Below are 19,482 nucleotides of genomic sequence, written 5' to 3' on the forward strand. Positions count from 1 at the left end.
AAATTATGAAATACCTAGACGCCAAAGATGTTTTTGAAGAACTTAAAAGCTTTGAAGGCAAAGCCACCTTTAAGGGAGAAGAAACCGTTATAGACTATTTTGTACTACTACCCAAAACCGAGTTAGAAAACCTGGATGCAAAAAACTTTCTTGAAACCTATGAAGCGAGCACTAGTTTTGAGATTGAAGGTTATCATGAAAAAGAGCCCTACACACTTATAGGTATAAATATAGAGGAAGAACGCTATAGCAATGATGTTGACTATTTCATGAAGATGATTGTATGGTAATTTCACAGTATACTGCTTTTTAATACTTTTGACAATATAATACCACCTTAATGGAATACCCTTCCTTTACTAAGCAAATCAGCCCTGATACTGTTACAGGAACAACATCTGTTGTACCTTATGCATCAGATAACCCTGTAATAAAAGAAATGAGCCGGCTGACACAAAATATGATAAGCCTTATTACAGAAGGGGAAAAAATAATTTACAGCAATGGCGAAGCCATACATGTAACTCCTAATACTATAATGATGCTTGCAGGAGGCAGTTATATTTTCACGGAACGTTTTACCAACAACACGTTCCTTAGAAGTACAATGCTTCTATTCGACAATGAACTTATAGCGAAGTTCTGGCCAAAAAGAAACGCCTTTGCAGAACATAAATCCCATGTGTTTTTTCCCAGAGATACATTTATTAAAAGCTATATAGAAACGCTACAGCATCTACAGGCAGCGGGAAATAAAATAAGCGGTGCGATGGCTATACTAAAAGTAAATGAACTTTTACTCTATCTGTCAGATACATATCCCGATATATTTTACAGTTTTCAGCCCTATATAATTAAAGAAACAGCAGAAGATCGTATAAAAAATGTAGTTGAAAAAAACCTCTATAATTTCCTCTCTGTAAAAGAACTTGCTTTTTTATGCAATATGAGCATACCTACTTTTAAAAGAAAATTCGACAGCATTTATAAAACATCTCCTGCAAAATGGATGCAGGAACGCCGTCTGGAAATGGCAGCTGGAAAGATAAAACTCAGAAACGCCAAACCCGGCGATTTATATCTCGAGGCAGGATATTCAAGCCATTCAGCATTCTCACAGGCTTTTAAAAGTTATTATGGTGTTTCGCCCAGCGATTATACCGGATAAGCACCTTTATAAAATGAACCTTTTGCTACAATAAAACGATCTTTCACAGCTAACCACTCGCTTTACTACCACGCTACATTTGTACTCATAAAAACATTATTTATGAATACAGAACAAAACCTTTCTTTAGTTGTGCGATACAATAAAGATGTAATTGAAAGTGGGAATATGGCTATTTTAAAAGAGATTGCTTCTCCCGATTTTATAAATCATTCAGCACCTGAAGGAATGCCTTCTGGACTTGATGGCATGGAGTATTTTTTTAAAGAGATTCTTCACAATGCCTTTTCAGACATCGAAGTAAGCATAGAGGATATGGTTGCGAATGAAAACAAAGTTGCAACCCGCAAAGTAATTTATGGCACTCATACCGGCAAGTTAATGGACATTTTACCTTCCGGCAAAAAGATTGCCATCAATGTCATTGATATACTCCTGATAGAGAATGGGAAAATTAAAGCTCATTGGGGACAAAATAACTTCAGTGAAGTGATACAATCGCTTTAAGGCAATGAATAGAAAATATTTCTTAGAACTTACCGGTTATATTACCTGGACAGATGCCAAAATAATTGATTGGTTACAACAGATTAATGACGAACAATGGGATCGTGAAATGACCAGTAGCTTTACGGGTATTAAACAAACCGCTATTCATATAGCCAGTGCCGAAAAGATATGGATTGATTTCTGGAAAAAAACACCTGATCCTGTTTTTCTGTCTGCTGAATTCAAAGGATCAAGAGATGAACTAATCGCAATATGGAAAGAAACATCTGTCAATCTAAAAAACCTTATAGAGCATTATACCGAAGAAAATTTTTCGGACATAGTAATTTTTAAAGTGCGGGACGAAGAATGGAAAATGGAATTTTGGCAAACATTCATCCATTTTATTAATCATGCTACCTATCATCGCGGTCAATTGGTAACACTATTGCGACAGGCAGGATTCACAGAATTCTCTTCAACAGATTTAGCTACATATTACCGCTTATCTCACTCTTAATTTAAAAATCCGTAATAGTAACATATTGCGGATTTTTGCATTTACTGATTAACAAAAAGAACACAACCGCCTCATAGTTAATATTTTATTAACCTCAACATAACTCTGTATTCATCTCACTATCCGTATTTTACAGAAAAATAAGGATATGAAATTCTTTCTGTTTAAATATCTGATTTCTTTCAGGGAGTGGCTTTTTCTAAAAGCTATGCAGTCTACATTTCTGCATTAATATCTGCTCAAAAAACAATTTTAGATCTCTGCTTTTTGAATGGATATAAATAATGCTTTTACACCTGATAAATCCCATTTTGGAGATGATTTCCTATGGGGTGTATCAACCGCCGCCTTTCAGATAGAAGGCTCTCACGATGCCGATGGCAAAGGATTGTCTATCTGGGATGTTTTTACTGCTAAAAAAGGCAGAATAAAAAGTAATCATCACGCCAGGACTGCTTGTAACTTTTACGCTTCTTATCAAACCGACATTAATCTTATCAGCGAGCTGAATATACCTAATTTCAGGTTTTCCATCAGTTGGTCACGACTGTTGCCTAATGGTACAGGGGAGGTTAACCAGGCGGGAATAGATTATTACAACAACCTAATCGATTACATGACATCTCAGGGTATTGAACCCTGGGTTACCTTATACCACTGGGACCTGCCTCATGCCCTTGAACTTAAAGGTGGATGGACCAATCGGGAAAGTATCAGTTGGTTTACCGAATTTACCGAACTGTGCGCGCGCCACTTTGGCGACAGGGTGAAAAACTGGATGGTAATGAATGAACCATCGGTGTTTACCGGTGCCGGTTATTTTTTGGGCATACACGCTCCGGGAAAAAGAGGCATAAGCAATTATGCAAAAGCAGTACACCATGTAACAATGGCTACAGCAGCCGGAGGGAGGATCTTGCGTAATCTTTTACCTGAAGCAAATATCGGAACTACATTCTCCTGTACTTATATAGAACCGGCATCGGATAAACGCAAAGACATCGCAGCAGCAAAACGTGTTGACACGTTACTGAACCGCACTTTTATAGAGCCCATTTTAGGTATGGGATATCCGCAGGAAGACCTGCCCGTATTAAACAAACTCAACAAATACATGCTGCCGGGCGACAGGGAAAATATGGCTTTTGATTTTGATTTCATCGGCCTGCAATGTTATACCCGCGAGGTTGTACGTTCGTCTATGCTTACGCCTTATATAGGTGCATCACTGGTTACCGCCCAAAAACGTAAGGTACCACTATTAACCGAAATGAAATGGGAAGTATACCCCCCTGCTATCAGCAATATGCTAAAACAGTTTAGCAAGTATGAAAACATCAAAAAAATAATTGTTACCGAAAACGGAGCTGCTTTTCCCGATACTTTAATAAATGGAGAGGTAAAAGACACGGAACGCAAACAATACATTCAGGATCATCTGACCGAGATATTGAGGGCAAAAAATGAAGGTGCAAAAGTAGACGGCTATTTTGTATGGAGCCTGACCGACAATTTTGAATGGGCCGAGGGTTACCATGCCCGTTTTGGACTTATCCACATCGATTTTGACACACAACAAAGAACTATTAAACAATCAGGGCATTGGTACCGTCAATTTTTAGCAGATGAAAAATAGGCCTTCCATATCCCTAAATCCCCTAATACTATGAAAATTCTTTATGCTGTACAGGGAACCGGTAACGGACACCTGAGCCGCGCAATGGACATTATACCGTGCCTTCAGAAGCATGGCGAGGTAGATATACTCGTGAGCGGCATACAGGGAGACCTGAAACTGCCTTTTCCTGTAAAATATGAATTAAGAGGCCTTAGCTTTATCTTCGGAAAAAAAGGCGGTGTAGATCTTTGGAAAACATTTGCTAAAACCAATACCCGAAAACTGGTTAGAAGCATTAAAGATCTTCCTGTTGAAAATTACGATATTGTAATAAATGATTTTGAACCCGTATCGGCATGGGCATGCAACATGAAAAACAAACCATGTATCGCCCTGAGTCATCAGGCAGCCGTACTGGATAAACGCTATCCGCAACCGGAAGACAAAGACAGGACGGGAAGGCTTATCCTGAAACATTATGCCCCTTCTGATTATAGGTATGGCTTTCATTTTAATGGTGATAACGAAACTATATTCACACCTGTAATTCGACAGCAGGTTCGCAACCATGAAGTTACCAATGGCGGACACTATACAGTTTACCTTCCATCATACGACGATAAGACCTTATTAAAAAGACTATCTGAGTTTAAAGACGTAAAATGGGATGTATTCTCTAAACATAACAAAAAAGAGATTGTACAGGGTAACATCATTATTCAGCCTATAAATAACGAGCAGTTTACTGCCAGCATGGCGGCGTCGGCTGGTGTACTTTGTGGCGCAGGCTTTGAAACTCCGGCTGAGGCATTATACCTTGGCAAAAAGTTATTGGTTATACCTATGAAAAACCAGTACGAACAACAGCTTAACGCTGCTGCCCTTGAGCAAATGGGAGTAACGGTGATTAAGAGCCTGAAACCAAAATATGATGGCGTTATTCAGGACTGGATTGAAAATGGCGAGGTGATTCCGGTAAATTATCCGGACATGACCCAAAAGATTGTAGACAGGGTGGTAATGAGACACATGAAAACAAAACTGGTTTAACAAACTACTTAACTGTGTCATAACAGGTTAAGTTTTTTCTTAAAAATAATTAATGTTTTATTGGCTTTATTTTACCAAAATTTTAAAGATATATGGCTCATCTTTGTACCACAATCAACCCAAAAACAGTAGTTATGAAAAAGAACATTGACCTTGCCACTATCAAGAATTTTATCCTGACAAACGCCCTGAATGAAAATGTTATGCTTATGCTGCATCCTTCTAATTTTGACAAACTTGTTACCAATGGGAAAGAAAAAGCAAAAGCACTTTGCATATCAGGAATTAATGTAATACCTGACGATAATAACGAAATAAGCGAGGGCGAAATTGACGTCCTTGAAATAAAATTCAATTAAGAAACATCATGAGAATAGCCATTAGCTACGATACCATTCAGGAATATATATTAGAGAATGACCTGAACGAAAGCGACAGCATTATACTGCACCCTGCAGATTATGATAACCTTGCTGCCGAATATGCTGAAGAAAACAATATTATGATATTCCGGTCTTTCGAAATCCTGGGCATTCAGGTTATAGAAGACACCGAAGATGAAGTAAAAAAGAACCAGATAATGGTTGTACAAATGGACACATTCTAAACGATATTTATAAGTAAAGCCACCGTTATGGTGGCTTTACTATTTCTTATATAGAGTGTAGAGTTAATTTGCTGTCATGGCGACATTAGCCATTGTTCCGCTAAACACACCGGTAAGAAAATTATCGATACAGCCTATATCTTTTTGCGAACGAGAGTCTTTCCTGATTTTTAAGGAAGAATCGACCAGATATTTTTCGCAGCGGTTTACAACAGTTCTGGCCTGGATAGGTCCCATTACTTCTATTATTTTAATATCAGTAACGGTAACCACATAATTACCATCTTCGTTTTTTACAGTAAAACTAAACTTGTAATCATTTCGAATTGCAGGACTGCCTTCCGAACACGAATTCTTTATTTTTTCGGCAAATCCCGTTTGAGTATCATTAGTTGCTATTTCAACTTTTAAATAGGGTTGAGTTTCTACGGTTGCAATTATGTTTGCAGTTGCCGGATAAGTATGCTGCCATACCAGATTGCCGTTTTCGTTCCTGAAACCATCCTGTGCCATAGCAGGCAGTGTAAACAGCAATGATAAAAGTAATTTTTTCATAGCATAAAGTTTTTAAGTTTAAACACTGTTTGAGTATATAGCAAGGTTTACTAAAATTACAACTAAAACAGGCTGAAGTACCAAACCACTACCCTTTTACCATTTTTTTATGATTATAACCCAACAAACAGTTAAAGTCAGCCTGAAAAAAACTGTAAAATCTTAGGTTTTTTATTACAATCAGTAAAAAAATACTGTTAATAAAATAATCTATTCCATGAATCAGGACATAAACCATCATTTTTTCTGATAAATCACATTTTCTTATTTTTAATTAATCTAAATAAATACATTTGCCCTGTAACATAAACTACTCCAAACAGCATGAAAAAAATTATATTCTTAATTGCAGCATTGGCAATGGGCAAAATACAGGCGCAAACCTGTGAAGGAAACGACCCCGGGGAAACAGCCGGAGCCACAAGCTGCGTAACTTTTACTTATGATGGCTCGTCAACTCAATATACCACTGTACGCGCTGCAGACGGCAATGTATGGATGCAACAAAACCTGGGAAGCTCACAGGTAGCTACATCGGCAACAGATGCTGCTTCTTATGGCGATTACTTTCAATGGGGACGTTGGCAGGATGGCCACGAAAAAAGCAACTCGGCTATAGGAACAGACGTTAACCCAAATAATCCAATGGGACTTGGCACAGCCAACAACACTTTTATACCTACCTGGTGGAATGCAGGAAACACTACTGACACCTGGGAAGCTGCTAATCCAACTGCGGTTAGCGAAACCAACGGTTGTGACCCTTGTAAAGCAGCTCTTGGTAACGGCTGGAGAATTCCGACCGAAGCAGAATGGACAGCTGTTATAGAAGCTGAAAACATAACCAATGTAGAATCAGGATTTACAAGTAACCTTAAGCTCGCCGTTGCAGGCTACAGAGGATCTTCCGGGAATTTTTCATTTGTAGGCCAGAGAGGTTATTACTGGAACAGTAACGTAAGCGCTACGTTAAACAATTACGGAAGAAATCTTTACTTTAGTAATGCCGTTATGAACCCTAATGCAGGGGCTCCAAGATTACAGGCACACCCAATACGCTGTATTAAAGGACAGTCTACGGTACAGCCACTGCCTTCAAATCTTACTATCGCTGTTTTGGGTGGTGCTCCAACAGTAATTATTACTAACGGAGGTACTTTACAGTTACTTGCCACAATTACACCATCAAATGCAAGTCAGCAGGTAATATGGAGCATAACTTCAGGCAGTGAATTAGCAACTATAAGCAACACAGGACTAGTAACAGCAACCGCCAATGGAACAATTACTGTTCAGGCTGTGAGCACAGAAGCCCCTGGTGTATTTAATTCTATTACAATAACAATCGCAAATCAGGTAGTAACACCTACTGCCGTTGAGATTTCAACCGAAAATAATGCTGATGCTATAATAAATACCAATGAAGGAACTTTACAGTTAAACGCAGCAGTAGTACCTTCGGGAGCTAACCAAAACGTAACCTGGAGCATAACTTCGGGCAACGAACTGGCATCTGTAGACGGCAACGGACTGGTTACGGCAATTGCTAATGGTACAATTACTGTACAAGCTGTAAGCACAGTTGATACAACACTTACTGACACTATCGAAATTATCATTACCGGGCAATATGTAGCACCAACGAGTATTGAAGTGACTGTTCAAGATAATCTTTCACCATTCATCATCACGGCTGGCGGAACATTACAATTAGAGTCTGCTATACTACCTGCTGAGGCCAATCAGGCAGTGACATGGAGTGTTTCTGCAGGAAACGGACTTGCGACTATAGATGAAAACGGACTTGTTACGGCAATTGCAGACGGCGTAGTTATACTACAGGCAACAAGCAATGACGATGTAACATTACTCGATACTATCGAAGTTACTATCATTAATCAAGATATCGCTTCGGCCGCACCTTACTGTCAGGCAGTAGTTGATTATGATGTAGAGCCTATATCGTTGGTACAGTTTGCCGGCATAAGCAATGCAACAAACCCTGAAGTAAATGCAACAGCATCATACGAAAACTTTACAAGCATAACAGGAAGTGTAGAAAAAGGACAGACTTACCCTCTTACTGTTGAAGGAAATACCTCAGGGTTGTTTACCCACGACATAAGGGTATTTATAGACTGGAATCAGGACAACAGCTTTGATATGGCGACTGAATACTACCTGACTTCATTGGAAAACACTACGGGTACAGATGGCGTTCAGGCGACACTTAACATAACAGTTCCCGAAAATGCTCTTACAGGTACTACAAGGTTAAGGGTAACCAAAGATATGTGGAATGTTTATGAAGAAGGCGAGTTTGAAGCCTGTACCAATGCTTACTACGGACAGATAGAAGATTATTCACTAAACGTATCAGAACCGGTTGCAGGTTTAAATGACAATAATACCATTGCTTTTAAGGTATTTCCTAACCCTACTAACGGAATCGTAAATATAGATTCTGCCGCAGAAGTGGTTTTAGCAGAAGTTTACAACCTTACCGGACAACGTGTTGCCACAAGCAGTCAGGCATCGATTGATCTTTCATCGGCAGCAGCAGGAATGTATATTATTAAATTAGAGTTTGCAGGTGGTAGCACGGCTACCCATAAAATATTGAAAAGTAATTAATTAGTAGTGTAGTTAATTTTGCAAATCAAAAAAAATACTTGTGTAAATAGTTAGTAGTTAAAGTTAGTTTTTGTTTTATTCATATTTTTTTTGAGGGCCGCTGTGTAAAACAGTGGCTCTTTTTTTTTTGTAATCTAAGCCTTTAAATGTTTATGACTCCCTTAAGAATACTTTACCATATCCTTATCATAGTAACCTCCTTATAATGAGTAATTTTAGTACATACAGAAACTATTAAAGCAACTCATTATGGAAACCAGCAAAATATTTAAAACAGCGGAACCCAAAAGGAATTTTTCAAAGTATGATGAATCGGGTACCGACCCAAACCGTTATGCATCAGTTTCCAATGCAACAGAAGCTGATTCATACCTGCACAAAGGCAAAAAAAGCATTGTTCCCGGACTTAGGGTAAACGTAGGCAAAACCGAACGTATTGTTATGGTGGCAGCCGGTGCCTATATGCTTTACCGTGCCCTGAAGAAAGAAAAAAGTACTCCAAAAAAGTTAATTGAGGGAATCACAGCCGGCACTATGCTGTTTAGAGGCATTAGTGGCTACTGCCCTGCTTATGACCTGATAGATAAAAAAGGTCTTTTAAAAGGCAGCAATGTTGCAATTACGGCATCTCTGAATATCAATAAACCGGTTGTTGACGTTTATAATGCCTGGAGAAACCTTGAAAACCTGCCGCAGTTTATGAAACATCTTCATAGTGTAGAAGAAATTGGCGGACAAACATCGCACTGGAAAGCTAAACTTCCGGGAGGTATTGGTACTATTGGCTGGAAAGCCCAGATACTTACCGATAAGCCTAATGAAGTTTTAAGCTGGCAATCGGTTGCCGATTCTACATTGCACAATGCAGGAAGGGTAACTTTTAAGAGAAACAGCGACGGTAACGGTACCGATATTGAAGTAAGTATCGCGTATCATGCGCCATTTGGAAAAGCAGGCGCAGGCGCAGCAAAACTGCTAACTCCTGTATTTGAAAGAATGCTGCAAAAAGACATCGAAAGTTTTAAAACCTATATCGAAGGCGGTATTACACAAGCCTGATAATATTTTAGTGCAATTTCATTTGTTAAGAAGGGCTCTGCATTTGCAGAGCTTTTCTTTTAGATTAGATATGTTAGATTGCGCCTTAAGCTCTTAATGACTAAATTCTACAAGAATTTCAAAGATGCAGTCATTGTAAGGAGGTATAACGAAGCAATCTAAAAGAGACAGATTGCCGCGCTTCACTGCGTTACGCTCCCAATGAACTACTGAGCCTGAAAGGCTCATATAGATTAACCGGGGCATCGCCCTCGGGAATCCGGGTAAATCACAAAAAAAGCCCTTCGTCGTAACGAAGGGCTAACCCAAATAAAATTAACTCAAATTAATTGAAATAGCCTAAGAACCCTGCCCCCATAATGAAGGCAATGGCACAGACTGCTATTATTTCTATATATCGTATAATTGAATTTTTTTTCTGAAATGCCAAATGGTAAACATTTTTACTTTTCCCTGCTGTCACTAACTGTACGTGGCGTACCCCTTTCTTAAATGTGTTTTTCATGGCTTTACTATTTTTTGATTAATAACTCTATGTAAATATAATTAACGTATTTCTGATAAAAAAAGTGTTTAACACAGTATTAAACTTTAGTTTTAAGTTTACGGTTATCAGCTGACAGTCAAACGATACCTTTAACCTTTAACCGTAAATTTTAAATCAAAAAAAGTGCCAAATGTTTAGTAACTTCGTATAACTTTAAAAATAACTATGCAGCAGGCGCTCGATATCCTCAAACAATACTGGAATCATGATACTTTTAGAGAACCGCAGGATAAAATAATCCAATCGGTGTTAGAAGGAAAAGACACTTTTGCACTTATGCCTACGGGCGGCGGTAAGTCGGTATGTTTTCAGGTACCCGCTATGATGAAAGAAGGCCTGTGCCTTGTTATTTCACCGCTTATCGCCCTGATGAAAGATCAGGTTGCCAATCTGGAAAAGCGTAACATAAAAGCTATTGCCCTTACAGGAGGAATTGGTACCGATGAACTTAGTGACCTGTTAGACAACTGCAAGTTTGGAAATTATAAGTTCCTGTACCTTTCACCTGAGCGACTTCAGGCCGACTGGGTAATAGAACGTATTAAGGATCTGCCCATAAACCTTGTTGCCATTGATGAAGCACACTGCGTATCACAATGGGGACATGATTTCCGCCCGGCTTATCTTCAGTTGTCAGCATTAAAAAAGCATTTGCCTCATGTTCCTTTTTTAGCACTTACGGCATCAGCTACAGAAAGGGTTCAGAAAGATATCATTTCACAACTCGGACTTAAGAATCCTGCTATTTTTAAAAAGTCGTTTGCCCGAGAGAATCTTGCCTATATGGTATTTGAAACAGAGGACAAACTACATCGCATTCAGCAGATTCTCACCAAAAATCCGGAACCGTCTATTATATATGTACGTAACCGTAAATCATGCCATGATGTTTCGTCGCAGTTGCAATCGCTTGGTTTTAAAGCGACCTTTTACCACGGAGGGCTAAAGGAAAAAGAGAAAGAGGCCAATATGCAGTTATGGCTCACTGAAAAAGCACAGGTTATAGTAGCCACCAATGCTTTTGGAATGGGTATTGACAAAGCCAACGTAAAAACGGTTGTACACATACAACTGCCCGATAACCTTGAAAGCTATTATCAGGAAGCGGGCCGTGCAGGACGAAGCGGGCAAAAATCGTTTGGGGTGCTACTGGTAAACCAATCGGATATAGCCATAGGAAGGCAGCAATTCTTAGAAGTACTTCCTGACAAGAAGTTTCTGAAAGAAGTATACAGCAGGCTTAACAACTTTTTGCAGATTGCCTACGGCGAAGGCATGGACACCACCTACCCTTTTAACTTTAATAATTTCTGCCAGCAGTATAAGCTTCCGGCAGCTAAAACATATAATGCCCTTCAGTTTCTGGACAGGCAAGGTATACTCACACTTTCACAGCAATTTACCGAAAAGGTAACGATACAGTTTGTCATTCCAAGCAAAGAGGTAATGCGATACATCAGCCTTAATCCTGCCGATGAAGAAATGTTGCTTGTTATACTTAGAAATTACTCAGGTATATTCGACATGGAAACTGCAATGAATATGAGCCTGATTACCAATAAATCGAAAGCAACGGAAGAACAGGTAATGAACCTTTTGGAACGATTAGCCCAAAAAGAGATCATAACCTTGCGAAGCAGCGGAAATGACAGCAGCATTACTTTTAACGAAGTGCGCGAAGATGAGCACACCATAAACCGTGTCTCTAAATTCCTCGAGAATCAAAACGATATTAAGGTGCATCAATTTGAAAAGGTTGTTGATTATGTAACCAATACCGACACCTGCAAAAGCCGTCTCATACTCGAATACTTTGATGAAAAATCCACTGCTGATTGTGGCATTTGCTCCTACTGTATCAGCAAAAACCGTAAGCCTGTAAGCCCTATAGAATCGGCGAATGCCATATTAGAGATACTGAAAAATGGCTCCTCTAATTCGAAAGAACTGGAAAGTAAACTTGACCTCACCGCCGAAGAGACTATCTTTGCACTTCAGCTACTGTTGGAGAACGACAGGATAACAATGAATACGAACAATCAATACACACTGAAATAAAATGGAACGCCTGAGAATTGTTTTTATGGGTACGCCCGAATTTGCCGTAGGCATACTTGATACTATATACCAGCACAACTACGATATAGTTGGCGTTATTACTGCTGCCGACAAACCAGCAGGACGCGGACAACAGCTAAAATATTCTGCAGTAAAAGAATATGCCCTTGAAAAAGGACTACGTCTCTTGCAGCCTACCAACCTAAAAGACGAAACTTTTCTGGAAGAACTTCGTAGTCTGAATGCTAACCTAAATGTAGTGGTTGCCTTCAGGATGTTACCGGAAGCGGTTTGGCGTATGCCGAAGTTTGGTACGTTTAACCTGCATGCATCTCTGTTACCCCAATATCGTGGTGCAGCTCCTATCAACTGGGCTATCATCAATGGTGAGTCAGAAACAGGTGTCACTACATTTTTTATAGATGATAAGATTGATACCGGTGCTATGATATTAAAAGCATCTACACCTATTGGCGATAACGAGACTGCCGGCGAGCTTCACGACCGCCTTATGGATCTTGGTAAAGACACCGTAATTAAAACCCTTACCCTGATTGAAAACGGAAACGCTGAGACTACCATACAGGCAGATGATGCTGATATTAAAACAGCTTATAAACTAAACCGTGAAAACTGCAAGATAGACTGGACAAAACCGGGTGCCGAAATTCATAACCTGGTTCGGGGGCTTAGCCCCTATCCTGCAGCATGGTGTTTTTTTAACGATAATGGCCAGGAATGGAACGTAAAGATTTACGAAACTGAGTTTATTGAAGGAGCTAATAAAACCGAAGTTGGAACTATAACTGCCGATAAAAAAGAAATTAATATAGCAGTTAAAGACGGAACCATAAAAATAAAGAGTTTACAGCTTCCGGGTAAGAAACGTATTACAGCAAAAGAATTATTGAACGGAATGACGTTTTCGGAGGCAGCAAAGGCGCTGTAACCCCCTGAATATCGGACTTTCACAAAATTTTAAGAAAAACAAGCGCCATTGTCAACATTAACATAAAAGTTATCAACAATTGGTTGCAAATTTAGAGAAAACGCTTGCGTAGTATGTATTTCCTTTTAAATTTGTAAGACAGGAATTGTAAAAGCAATTATTTAACCAAACAATTAATAACAATTATTATGAACAAATCAGAATTAATCGACGCAATGGCTGCTGACGCAGGAATCTCTAAAGGTGCAGCAAAAAAAGCATTAGAATCTTTTGTAAGCAACGTAAGCGGCGCGCTTAACAAAGGCGGAAGAGTATCGCTTGTTGGTTTCGGATCTTGGTCTGTTACAAGCAGAGCTGCAAGAGAAGGAAGAAACCCTCAAACTGGTAAATCTATCAAAATTGCTGCTAAAAACGTAGTGAAATTCAAACCGGGAGCAGAACTTGACGGATCTGTAAACAAGTAATTTTATTACCGTAAAATATTAAGGAAGCCTTTCAGAAATGAAAGGCTTTTTTATATTCATTTTTAACTTTTAAGTGATTTTTTTAAGAAAAACTTATCTCACAAATAATCAGCGAGATATACGAAAATCTTTAAATTTTAGGAGGCTTTTTCCTTAAAAAAATGTAATTTTTTTGGCTGTCTGCTTTTTTTCCATTAAATTTATTACAAATTGTAAGAAGATGATTTCACTCAGACCCAAAAAAGGCCATCTGCTGATTGCAGAACCTTCCACAATCGGAGATCTTTCTTTCAACAGGTCGGTAATCCTTCTCGCCGATCATAATGACGAAGGGTCGGTAGGCTTTATCCTGAACAAACCTTTAGGATATACTATTCACGACCTTATCCCTGAAATTAAAGGAAGCTTTAAAATTTACAATGGTGGCCCTGTAGAACAAGACAATCTTTATTTTATTCACAATGTACCGGAGCTTATCCCCGGAAGCATTGAAATCTCTAACGGCATTTATTGGGGAGGTGATTTTGAATCTACCAAAGACCTAATAAATAAAGGCCTGATAAAAAAGAATAACATCCGCTTCTTTTTAGGCTATTCAGGATGGGAAGCCCATCAGCTGGAAGACGAACTGGAAGAAAACTCATGGATTGTAACCGAAAACAGCTATGAAAACAAAATCATAGGCAAATCCAGCACTTCTTTCTGGAAAGAAAAGATAATGGAGCTTGGCGGCGAATACCTTATATGGTCTAATGCCCCGGAAAATCCTACACTAAATTAACAGACTTAGCCACGGAGCATCAATTAATTAATCTGCACCGATTAACTAAACCTGATCTTTGCATTTAGTCTTTTTACAAGTTCAGCAGCAGTAGTACTTACAAATTCCTTTTTACGGTATTTGGTAACGGGCTGTACACCCTGAATTACATTGGTAATAAATAGTTCATCGGCTTTTTGTAAATCGAACGGAGAAATAGAAGCTTCAGTAACTTCAAGTCCTTCAATCTTTTTAGCCAGCTCAAGAATCTGTTTACGCATTACCCCATTCAGACAGCCATCGGCTACCGGAGGTGTTACAAGGTTGTTGCCTGTCAGCATAAAAAGATTACCCTGAAGTGCTTCTACCACATTCTTCTCATCGTTAACCAAAAGGCAGTTTTGCAGTCCGTTCTCGTGTGCATAAATGCTTCCTGTTATCTGCACCATTTTGTTAGTACTCTTCAGTGTCGACAGAAGCTGTTTTGTGACATAAAAATCCTTGAACAGGTCTACTTCATAATTACCTTCGTTAATTGAATACAGAGGCTCTGTAAGCGCCGAAGCAGTAACAATAAATTCCACTTCCCTGTCTGTAGGCAGATAGAAACCTCCCGGCTTACGAAAAACAGACATACGCACCCTATAAGCCGGAGCTGCAGGAAGGCTATTTACAAGCAACTGTACCTGCTCTTCCATATATTCCATAGTGAAATTCATAGGTATTTCCATACGCACAATGCGTAAAGAAGCCATAAGACGGAAGTAATGGTCTTCAAGAAAAAGCACCTTACCATCGAGTACCCTAAGTGTTTCAAAAATGGAATCTCCGTATAGAAAAGCCCTGTTTTCGTGGAGTGTAATATCAGAAGAGGCAACCAGGCTGCCGTTGTAATTGATCATAAAAAAAGCCCTGAAAATTCAGGGCAAATATAGCTTTAAATAAAAAGATTTCCTAAACAGAGCCTAAAACATGCTTCAGGTCGGATATTTGGTTTTCCCAAAGTTGCTTCGATTCAGGAATATCATTCTCCTGAGCAAAGTCAACAACCATCAGCGAAACATCTTTAGTAATCTCATCTACAAGTATACGAAGCTCAAAATAGTAATCACCATCTTTATTATCTTCATCTACCCAACGAAATTTTACTTTCTCTCCCGTCTTTTTAGAAGACATTCTAGCTTTCTCTTCGGTATCATCCCAAATAAAGGTAAAGAACTCCCCCCTGGAATTCACATTGTCAGCAAACCACTCAGAAAGCCCTGAAGGCGTAGATATGTACTGGTACAGAAGCTGAGGTGAAGAAGTTATTGGAAACTCCAGTTCATATTTAATTTTTTCATCCATATGGCGTACTATTTTGGAAATGATAGTTTTAAAATTTTTGGAAATATATAATTTTTAACATTCTAAAAAAAGCCTTTTGAAAAATAATTTTTTTCTTCACTTTTTGTTTGGAACATTTAAATAAAGTCCTATATTTGCACCCGCATTCAAGGATGTAAATAACCGCAAAAATGGCGAGGTAGCTCAGTCGGTTAGAGCGCAGGATTCATAACCCTGAGGTCACGGGTTCAACTCCCGTCTTCGCTACGAAATGTAACCCTTTTGATTATCAAATCAAAAGGGTTTTTTCTTTTAAAATAATCTACAATAAAGCCATATGGAATTCGTAGTTTACATTTTATTTTCAGAAAAACACAACACTACTTACACAGGTTACACATCTGATTTGATATCCCGTTTTAAATCTCATAATGAATTGGCTACAAAAGGACATACAATAAAGTTCAGACCATGGGTGGTTATTCATCTTGAAGTTTACCATGATAAAAAAAGCGCCATGAACCGTGAAAAATATCTCAAAACCGGAGCAGGAAGAGATTTCATAAAAACTTTATTACCATAGCAGGATTCATATCCGCCGCGGCGGACACGGGTTCAACTCCCGTCTTCGCTACGAAATGTAACCCTTTTGATTATCAAATCAAAAGGGTTTTTTCTTTTATAAAACTACAGTAAACCACACTACCTAACTCCCTGAATTCCCGCAACAGTTTTATTATTTCTCAGCGATGGTTCGCTGCTAAAAGTTGCAAAAACAAAAGATATTTTTAAGCTTTTGTAAACCAGTCCGGCTGTAAGCTGGCTAAAAAGAAATTTACTGTCGTTAATTGCTAAGTTTTTCTGATATACATCTGTTCCTATAATATAGCTAGTATTACTATCAAAAAATATCTTAATCGCATCCTTATCGGTACTGCTTAACGGAATCGTTTCGGCATCTATATAAAAATTCATCCCTACAGAACCACTGCCTGCCCAATCATCCGTGGTAGATCCCATAGCCGGTAAATCTGCCGTTCCTTTTAAAAAGAATCGTGACAGCAGGTTAAAATTATAATCATCATTCTTATAGAAAAGCCACGGATATTCGATATTCAGTACCGTGTTGCCGCCATAAGACACTAATTTTTGATATGCTTCGGTAACTTGTTCTTCTTCTGTAGTGTCGGCATTAGTATTACTTACCATCACCCCGAGACTAAGTCGGAATAGCTTTAGGAAACTCCCTCCTCCTAATTCGGTGTAAACCGCACCGCTATTACTCCCTAGCGTAACACCTGCCTGCCCCAGAAAGTTGTTTTGACTTCCATACAAAAATTTCAGGAGGTTCAGGGAATTATTGGCATTGGGAAAAATCACAAAATTTGGAGACTGCCCATTTCCACTGATTTTTGCCAAATCAGTAGTATCCTTATCAACTCTAAATCCGGAAAATCCCTGCCCAAAAAACTGAACTGTAAATAATAGCGTACCAACAATAAGTAATCTTGTTTTCATTGTAATGTTTTAATTGGTTAAAATGTTAAAATTAACCACTCTCTTACTCTGACACATCAGTACTTTTACCTGTTTTTCAAATAACGGATTCGTTAAGAGTTTACAACTACATAAATTTAGATTAACTATTTATTAAGCATAATATTACAAAAATACCCACTGATAGGTATTTAATAATTTTCTTACATCAATTAACTTCGTTGTCAATTAATAATAAATCAATCACCCCTAAAATGAAGTTAATTTACCAATTAAAGACTTTTCTTTTGTTATTTGTTTTTTGGAGTGCCTGCGGCTATAGTGCAAATTTTGTGCGGCCTGTATGGAACCTTCCAACGAAACCGAGCATCGCTATTAGCGATAATGATGTCTATGCATCAGAAACTACTATGCCAATAACTGGTTTAACACCTACTCCACCATCAAACACAACAGAAGGATGCTTTCTGAAAGTGAGTACTGGATCTTCTCATACCGCTGCCATAGCTAATAACGGAACATTATGGACATGGGGATGGAATGGTGATGGGCAATTAGGTGATGGAACTACTGTACAAAAAAATACCCCTACACAGATAGGTACCGCTAACGACTGGAAAGAAATTTATAGTGGATCAGATTATACTCTTGCCATTAAAACTAACGGAACACTTTGGGCATGGGGGTCAAATACGGCTGGGCGATTAGGTGACGGAACGACGATAAGTAAATATACCCCAACACAAATTGGAACAGCGACCAACTGGAAACAGTTGGCATTAGGTAGTCTGCATAACATTGCCATTAAAACTGATGGAACGCTTTGGGCGTGGGGATACAATGCTGATGGTCAAATAGGTAACGGAACAACAACAAACCAGTTAACGCCTGTTCAGATCGGGACAGGTACAAACTGGAAATCTATTGCTGCCGGAATGACACATACAATTGCTGTCAAAACGGATGGAACGCTATGGGCTTGGGGAAGTAATATTAACGGAGAATTAGGAATATCTACCGGAGTTAATTATAATACTCCTACACAAATAGGTACCCTAAATACTTGGAAAGCCATCACATCAGGGGCTTACCATAATCTTGCCCTAAAAACCGACGGAACACTTTGGGGATGGGGATCTAATGGTTTTGGACAGATAGGAGACGGAACAACAACAGCCAAAATGACTCCTACTCAAATTGGCACCGCTTCAGACTGGGACAAAATCAATTCTAATATTTATCATTCAACTGCAATAAAAACTAATGGTACAGTTTATACCTGGGGATGGAATGGAGATGGGCAATTAGGTGACGGGACTACTGTAAACAAAACTATTCCAACACAGATAGGAACTTTAAATACCTGGTTATCGATATACACCGGATTCAATCATACTATGGCATTTAAAACTGACGGAACCTTGTGGGCTTGGGGAGGAAACTCTAACGGGCAGTTAGGAAACGGTACAACGACACAGTCTACTTTGCCTGTTCAAATAGCATGTCCTGCAACTTTAGTATGCGCTCCCCCTACCAACTTAAGCTCCAATTCAATAACATCAAATATGGCTACCCTGCAATGGACAGCGCCTTCACCTGCACCGCAATCATATCAATATCATTATAGTACAACAAATGATATGAATGGTTCAATATACATGACGCAGGCAACAGATGTAGCAATAACACAGCTAACACCTAATACTACCTATTATTGGTGGGTAGCTTCAGCTTGTGAACCGCAACAATGGATACCTGGCGGATCATTTACTACTCTTCCGGCAACAACACCAACAGGGTGTAATCCACCGACAAACCTGAGTACAAACTCTTTGACATCTACCAGTGTTAACCTGCAATGGACTGCACCAACACCAGCTCCTGCTCAAGGGTATTTATATGTATACAACACTGTAAACCAAATTGGGGGTAATGACGGATATATTCCTCAGGGAACTATAGCGGCTATTGGCGAACTAACTCCTAACACCACCTACTACTGGTGGGTAGCTTCAGCTTGTGAACCGCAACAATGGATACCGGGCGGATCATTTACTACTCTTCCGGCAACAACACCAACAGGGTGTAATCCACCGACAAACCTGAGTACAAACTCTTTGACATCTACCAGTGTTAACCTGCAATGGACTGCACCAACACCAGCTCCTGCTCAAGGGTATT

The 19,482-nt window shown here is 39.0% G+C and carries 21 protein-coding genes and 1 tRNA gene; 17 read left to right on the forward strand and 5 right to left on the reverse strand.

The features are described 5' to 3' along the window. Positions 1-5 precede the first annotated feature (5 nt). The 8 genes from ACFSR3_RS02630 (at position 6) to ACFSR3_RS02665 (ending at position 5,452) form a co-directional block, all read left to right on the forward strand. Positions 6-290: a hypothetical protein gene (locus tag ACFSR3_RS02630; protein WP_114758824.1), complete on the forward strand. Its 285-nt coding sequence runs from the start codon at positions 6-8 to the stop codon at positions 288-290. Positions 291-340: 50 nt separating this feature from the next. Beyond that, positions 341-1,168 (forward strand): helix-turn-helix domain-containing protein, encoded by an 828-nt coding sequence (locus ACFSR3_RS02635; protein ID WP_379819603.1) that lies wholly within the window; start codon positions 341-343, stop codon positions 1,166-1,168. A 102-nt stretch (positions 1,169-1,270) separates the two neighbouring features. After that, positions 1,271-1,675 carry an ester cyclase gene (locus ACFSR3_RS02640; protein WP_379819604.1) on the forward strand — a complete coding sequence of 135 codons (405 nt, stop codon included), beginning with the start codon at positions 1,271-1,273 and terminating at the stop codon, positions 1,673-1,675. A gap of 4 nt (positions 1,676-1,679) precedes the next feature. Then, positions 1,680-2,177 carry a DinB family protein gene (locus ACFSR3_RS02645; RefSeq protein WP_379819605.1) on the forward strand — a complete coding sequence of 166 codons (498 nt, stop codon included), beginning with the start codon at positions 1,680-1,682 and terminating at the stop codon, positions 2,175-2,177. A gap of 271 nt (positions 2,178-2,448) precedes the next feature. After that, positions 2,449-3,813, forward strand: coding sequence for a GH1 family beta-glucosidase (locus ACFSR3_RS02650; RefSeq protein WP_379819606.1), 1,365 nt, complete (start codon positions 2,449-2,451; stop codon positions 3,811-3,813). Positions 3,814-3,843: 30 nt separating this feature from the next. Then, entirely contained in the window at positions 3,844-4,845 is a 1,002-nt protein-coding gene (locus ACFSR3_RS02655) for a glycosyltransferase family protein (protein ID WP_379819607.1), read from the forward strand. A gap of 134 nt (positions 4,846-4,979) precedes the next feature. Next, the gene (locus tag ACFSR3_RS02660) at positions 4,980-5,204 is read left to right on the forward strand and encodes a hypothetical protein (RefSeq protein WP_379819608.1); all 225 of its coding nucleotides are present in this window, start codon (positions 4,980-4,982) and stop codon (positions 5,202-5,204) included. A gap of 8 nt (positions 5,205-5,212) precedes the next feature. Continuing rightward, complete coding sequence (locus ACFSR3_RS02665; protein ID WP_379819609.1) at positions 5,213-5,452, forward strand: hypothetical protein; 240 nt, start codon at positions 5,213-5,215, stop codon at positions 5,450-5,452. A gap of 63 nt (positions 5,453-5,515) precedes the next feature. Here the strand turns inward: ACFSR3_RS02665 and ACFSR3_RS02670 are convergent, their stop codons facing one another. Next, on the reverse strand, positions 5,516-6,007 hold the full coding sequence (locus ACFSR3_RS02670) for a hypothetical protein (protein ID WP_379819610.1): 492 nt from the start codon (positions 6,005-6,007) through the stop codon (positions 5,516-5,518). Between the two features lie 324 nt (positions 6,008-6,331). Here ACFSR3_RS02670 and ACFSR3_RS02675 point away from each other — a divergent pair, with 324 nt between their 5' ends. Together ACFSR3_RS02675 and ACFSR3_RS02680 are read left to right on the forward strand one after the other, a co-directional pair. Beyond that, positions 6,332-8,641 carry an Ig-like domain-containing protein gene (locus tag ACFSR3_RS02675; RefSeq protein ID WP_379819611.1) on the forward strand — a complete coding sequence of 770 codons (2,310 nt, stop codon included), beginning with the start codon at positions 6,332-6,334 and terminating at the stop codon, positions 8,639-8,641. A gap of 249 nt (positions 8,642-8,890) precedes the next feature. Then, positions 8,891-9,700 carry a YgaP-like transmembrane domain gene (locus ACFSR3_RS02680; RefSeq protein WP_379819612.1) on the forward strand — a complete coding sequence of 270 codons (810 nt, stop codon included), beginning with the start codon at positions 8,891-8,893 and terminating at the stop codon, positions 9,698-9,700. A gap of 325 nt (positions 9,701-10,025) precedes the next feature. Here the strand turns inward: ACFSR3_RS02680 and ACFSR3_RS02685 are convergent, their stop codons facing one another. Then, on the reverse strand, positions 10,026-10,205 hold the full coding sequence (locus tag ACFSR3_RS02685) for a hypothetical protein (protein ID WP_379819613.1): 180 nt from the start codon (positions 10,203-10,205) through the stop codon (positions 10,026-10,028). Positions 10,206-10,412: 207 nt separating this feature from the next. Between ACFSR3_RS02685 and ACFSR3_RS02690 the strand changes: the two genes are divergently transcribed. From ACFSR3_RS02690 to ACFSR3_RS02705, 4 genes are all read left to right on the forward strand, one after another. Continuing rightward, complete coding sequence (locus tag ACFSR3_RS02690) at positions 10,413-12,305, forward strand: RecQ family ATP-dependent DNA helicase (protein ID WP_379819614.1); 1,893 nt, start codon at positions 10,413-10,415, stop codon at positions 12,303-12,305. Between the two features lies 1 nt (position 12,306). Next, the gene (gene fmt, locus ACFSR3_RS02695) at positions 12,307-13,254 is read left to right on the forward strand and encodes a methionyl-tRNA formyltransferase (RefSeq protein WP_379819615.1); all 948 of its coding nucleotides are present in this window, start codon (positions 12,307-12,309) and stop codon (positions 13,252-13,254) included. A gap of 188 nt (positions 13,255-13,442) precedes the next feature. Next, positions 13,443-13,718, forward strand: coding sequence for an HU family DNA-binding protein (locus ACFSR3_RS02700; RefSeq protein WP_169521291.1), 276 nt, complete (start codon positions 13,443-13,445; stop codon positions 13,716-13,718). Positions 13,719-13,938: 220 nt separating this feature from the next. After that, positions 13,939-14,499, forward strand: coding sequence for a YqgE/AlgH family protein (locus ACFSR3_RS02705; RefSeq protein WP_379819616.1), 561 nt, complete (start codon positions 13,939-13,941; stop codon positions 14,497-14,499). 41 nt (positions 14,500-14,540) lie between these two features. On the opposite strand, the gene ACFSR3_RS02710 is transcribed toward ACFSR3_RS02705, so the two are convergent. After that, a complete protein-coding gene (locus ACFSR3_RS02710) occupies positions 14,541-15,380 on the reverse strand; it encodes an aminotransferase class IV (RefSeq protein WP_379819617.1) in 840 nt (279 codons plus the stop codon). Positions 15,381-15,432: 52 nt separating this feature from the next. Further along, complete coding sequence (locus tag ACFSR3_RS02715) at positions 15,433-15,825, reverse strand: START-like domain-containing protein (protein ID WP_169521288.1); 393 nt, start codon at positions 15,823-15,825, stop codon at positions 15,433-15,435. 172 nt (positions 15,826-15,997) lie between these two features. Between ACFSR3_RS02715 and ACFSR3_RS02720 the strand changes: the two genes are divergently transcribed. Both ACFSR3_RS02720 and ACFSR3_RS02725 read left to right on the forward strand, forming a co-directional pair. Further along, positions 15,998-16,071 (forward strand) — tRNA-Met (locus ACFSR3_RS02720). Between the two features lie 70 nt (positions 16,072-16,141). Beyond that, positions 16,142-16,387, forward strand: a complete 246-nt coding sequence (locus ACFSR3_RS02725; RefSeq protein WP_379819618.1) for a GIY-YIG nuclease family protein — start codon at positions 16,142-16,144, stop codon at positions 16,385-16,387. A gap of 119 nt (positions 16,388-16,506) precedes the next feature. Here ACFSR3_RS02725 and ACFSR3_RS02730 read toward each other — a convergent pair whose 3' ends face one another. Next, positions 16,507-17,322: a hypothetical protein gene (locus ACFSR3_RS02730; RefSeq protein ID WP_379819619.1), complete on the reverse strand. Its 816-nt coding sequence runs from the start codon at positions 17,320-17,322 to the stop codon at positions 16,507-16,509. A gap of 233 nt (positions 17,323-17,555) precedes the next feature. On the opposite strand from ACFSR3_RS02730, the gene ACFSR3_RS02735 reads away from it, so the two are divergent. Continuing rightward, a partial coding sequence (locus ACFSR3_RS02735; RefSeq protein WP_379819620.1) for an RCC1 domain-containing protein occupies positions 17,556-19,482 on the forward strand: 1,927 nt, incomplete at its 3' end.

Source organism: Flavobacterium suzhouense (assembly GCF_042684765.1).
GTDB classification, from domain to species: Bacteria; Bacteroidota; Bacteroidia; order Flavobacteriales; family Flavobacteriaceae; genus Flavobacterium; species Flavobacterium suzhouense.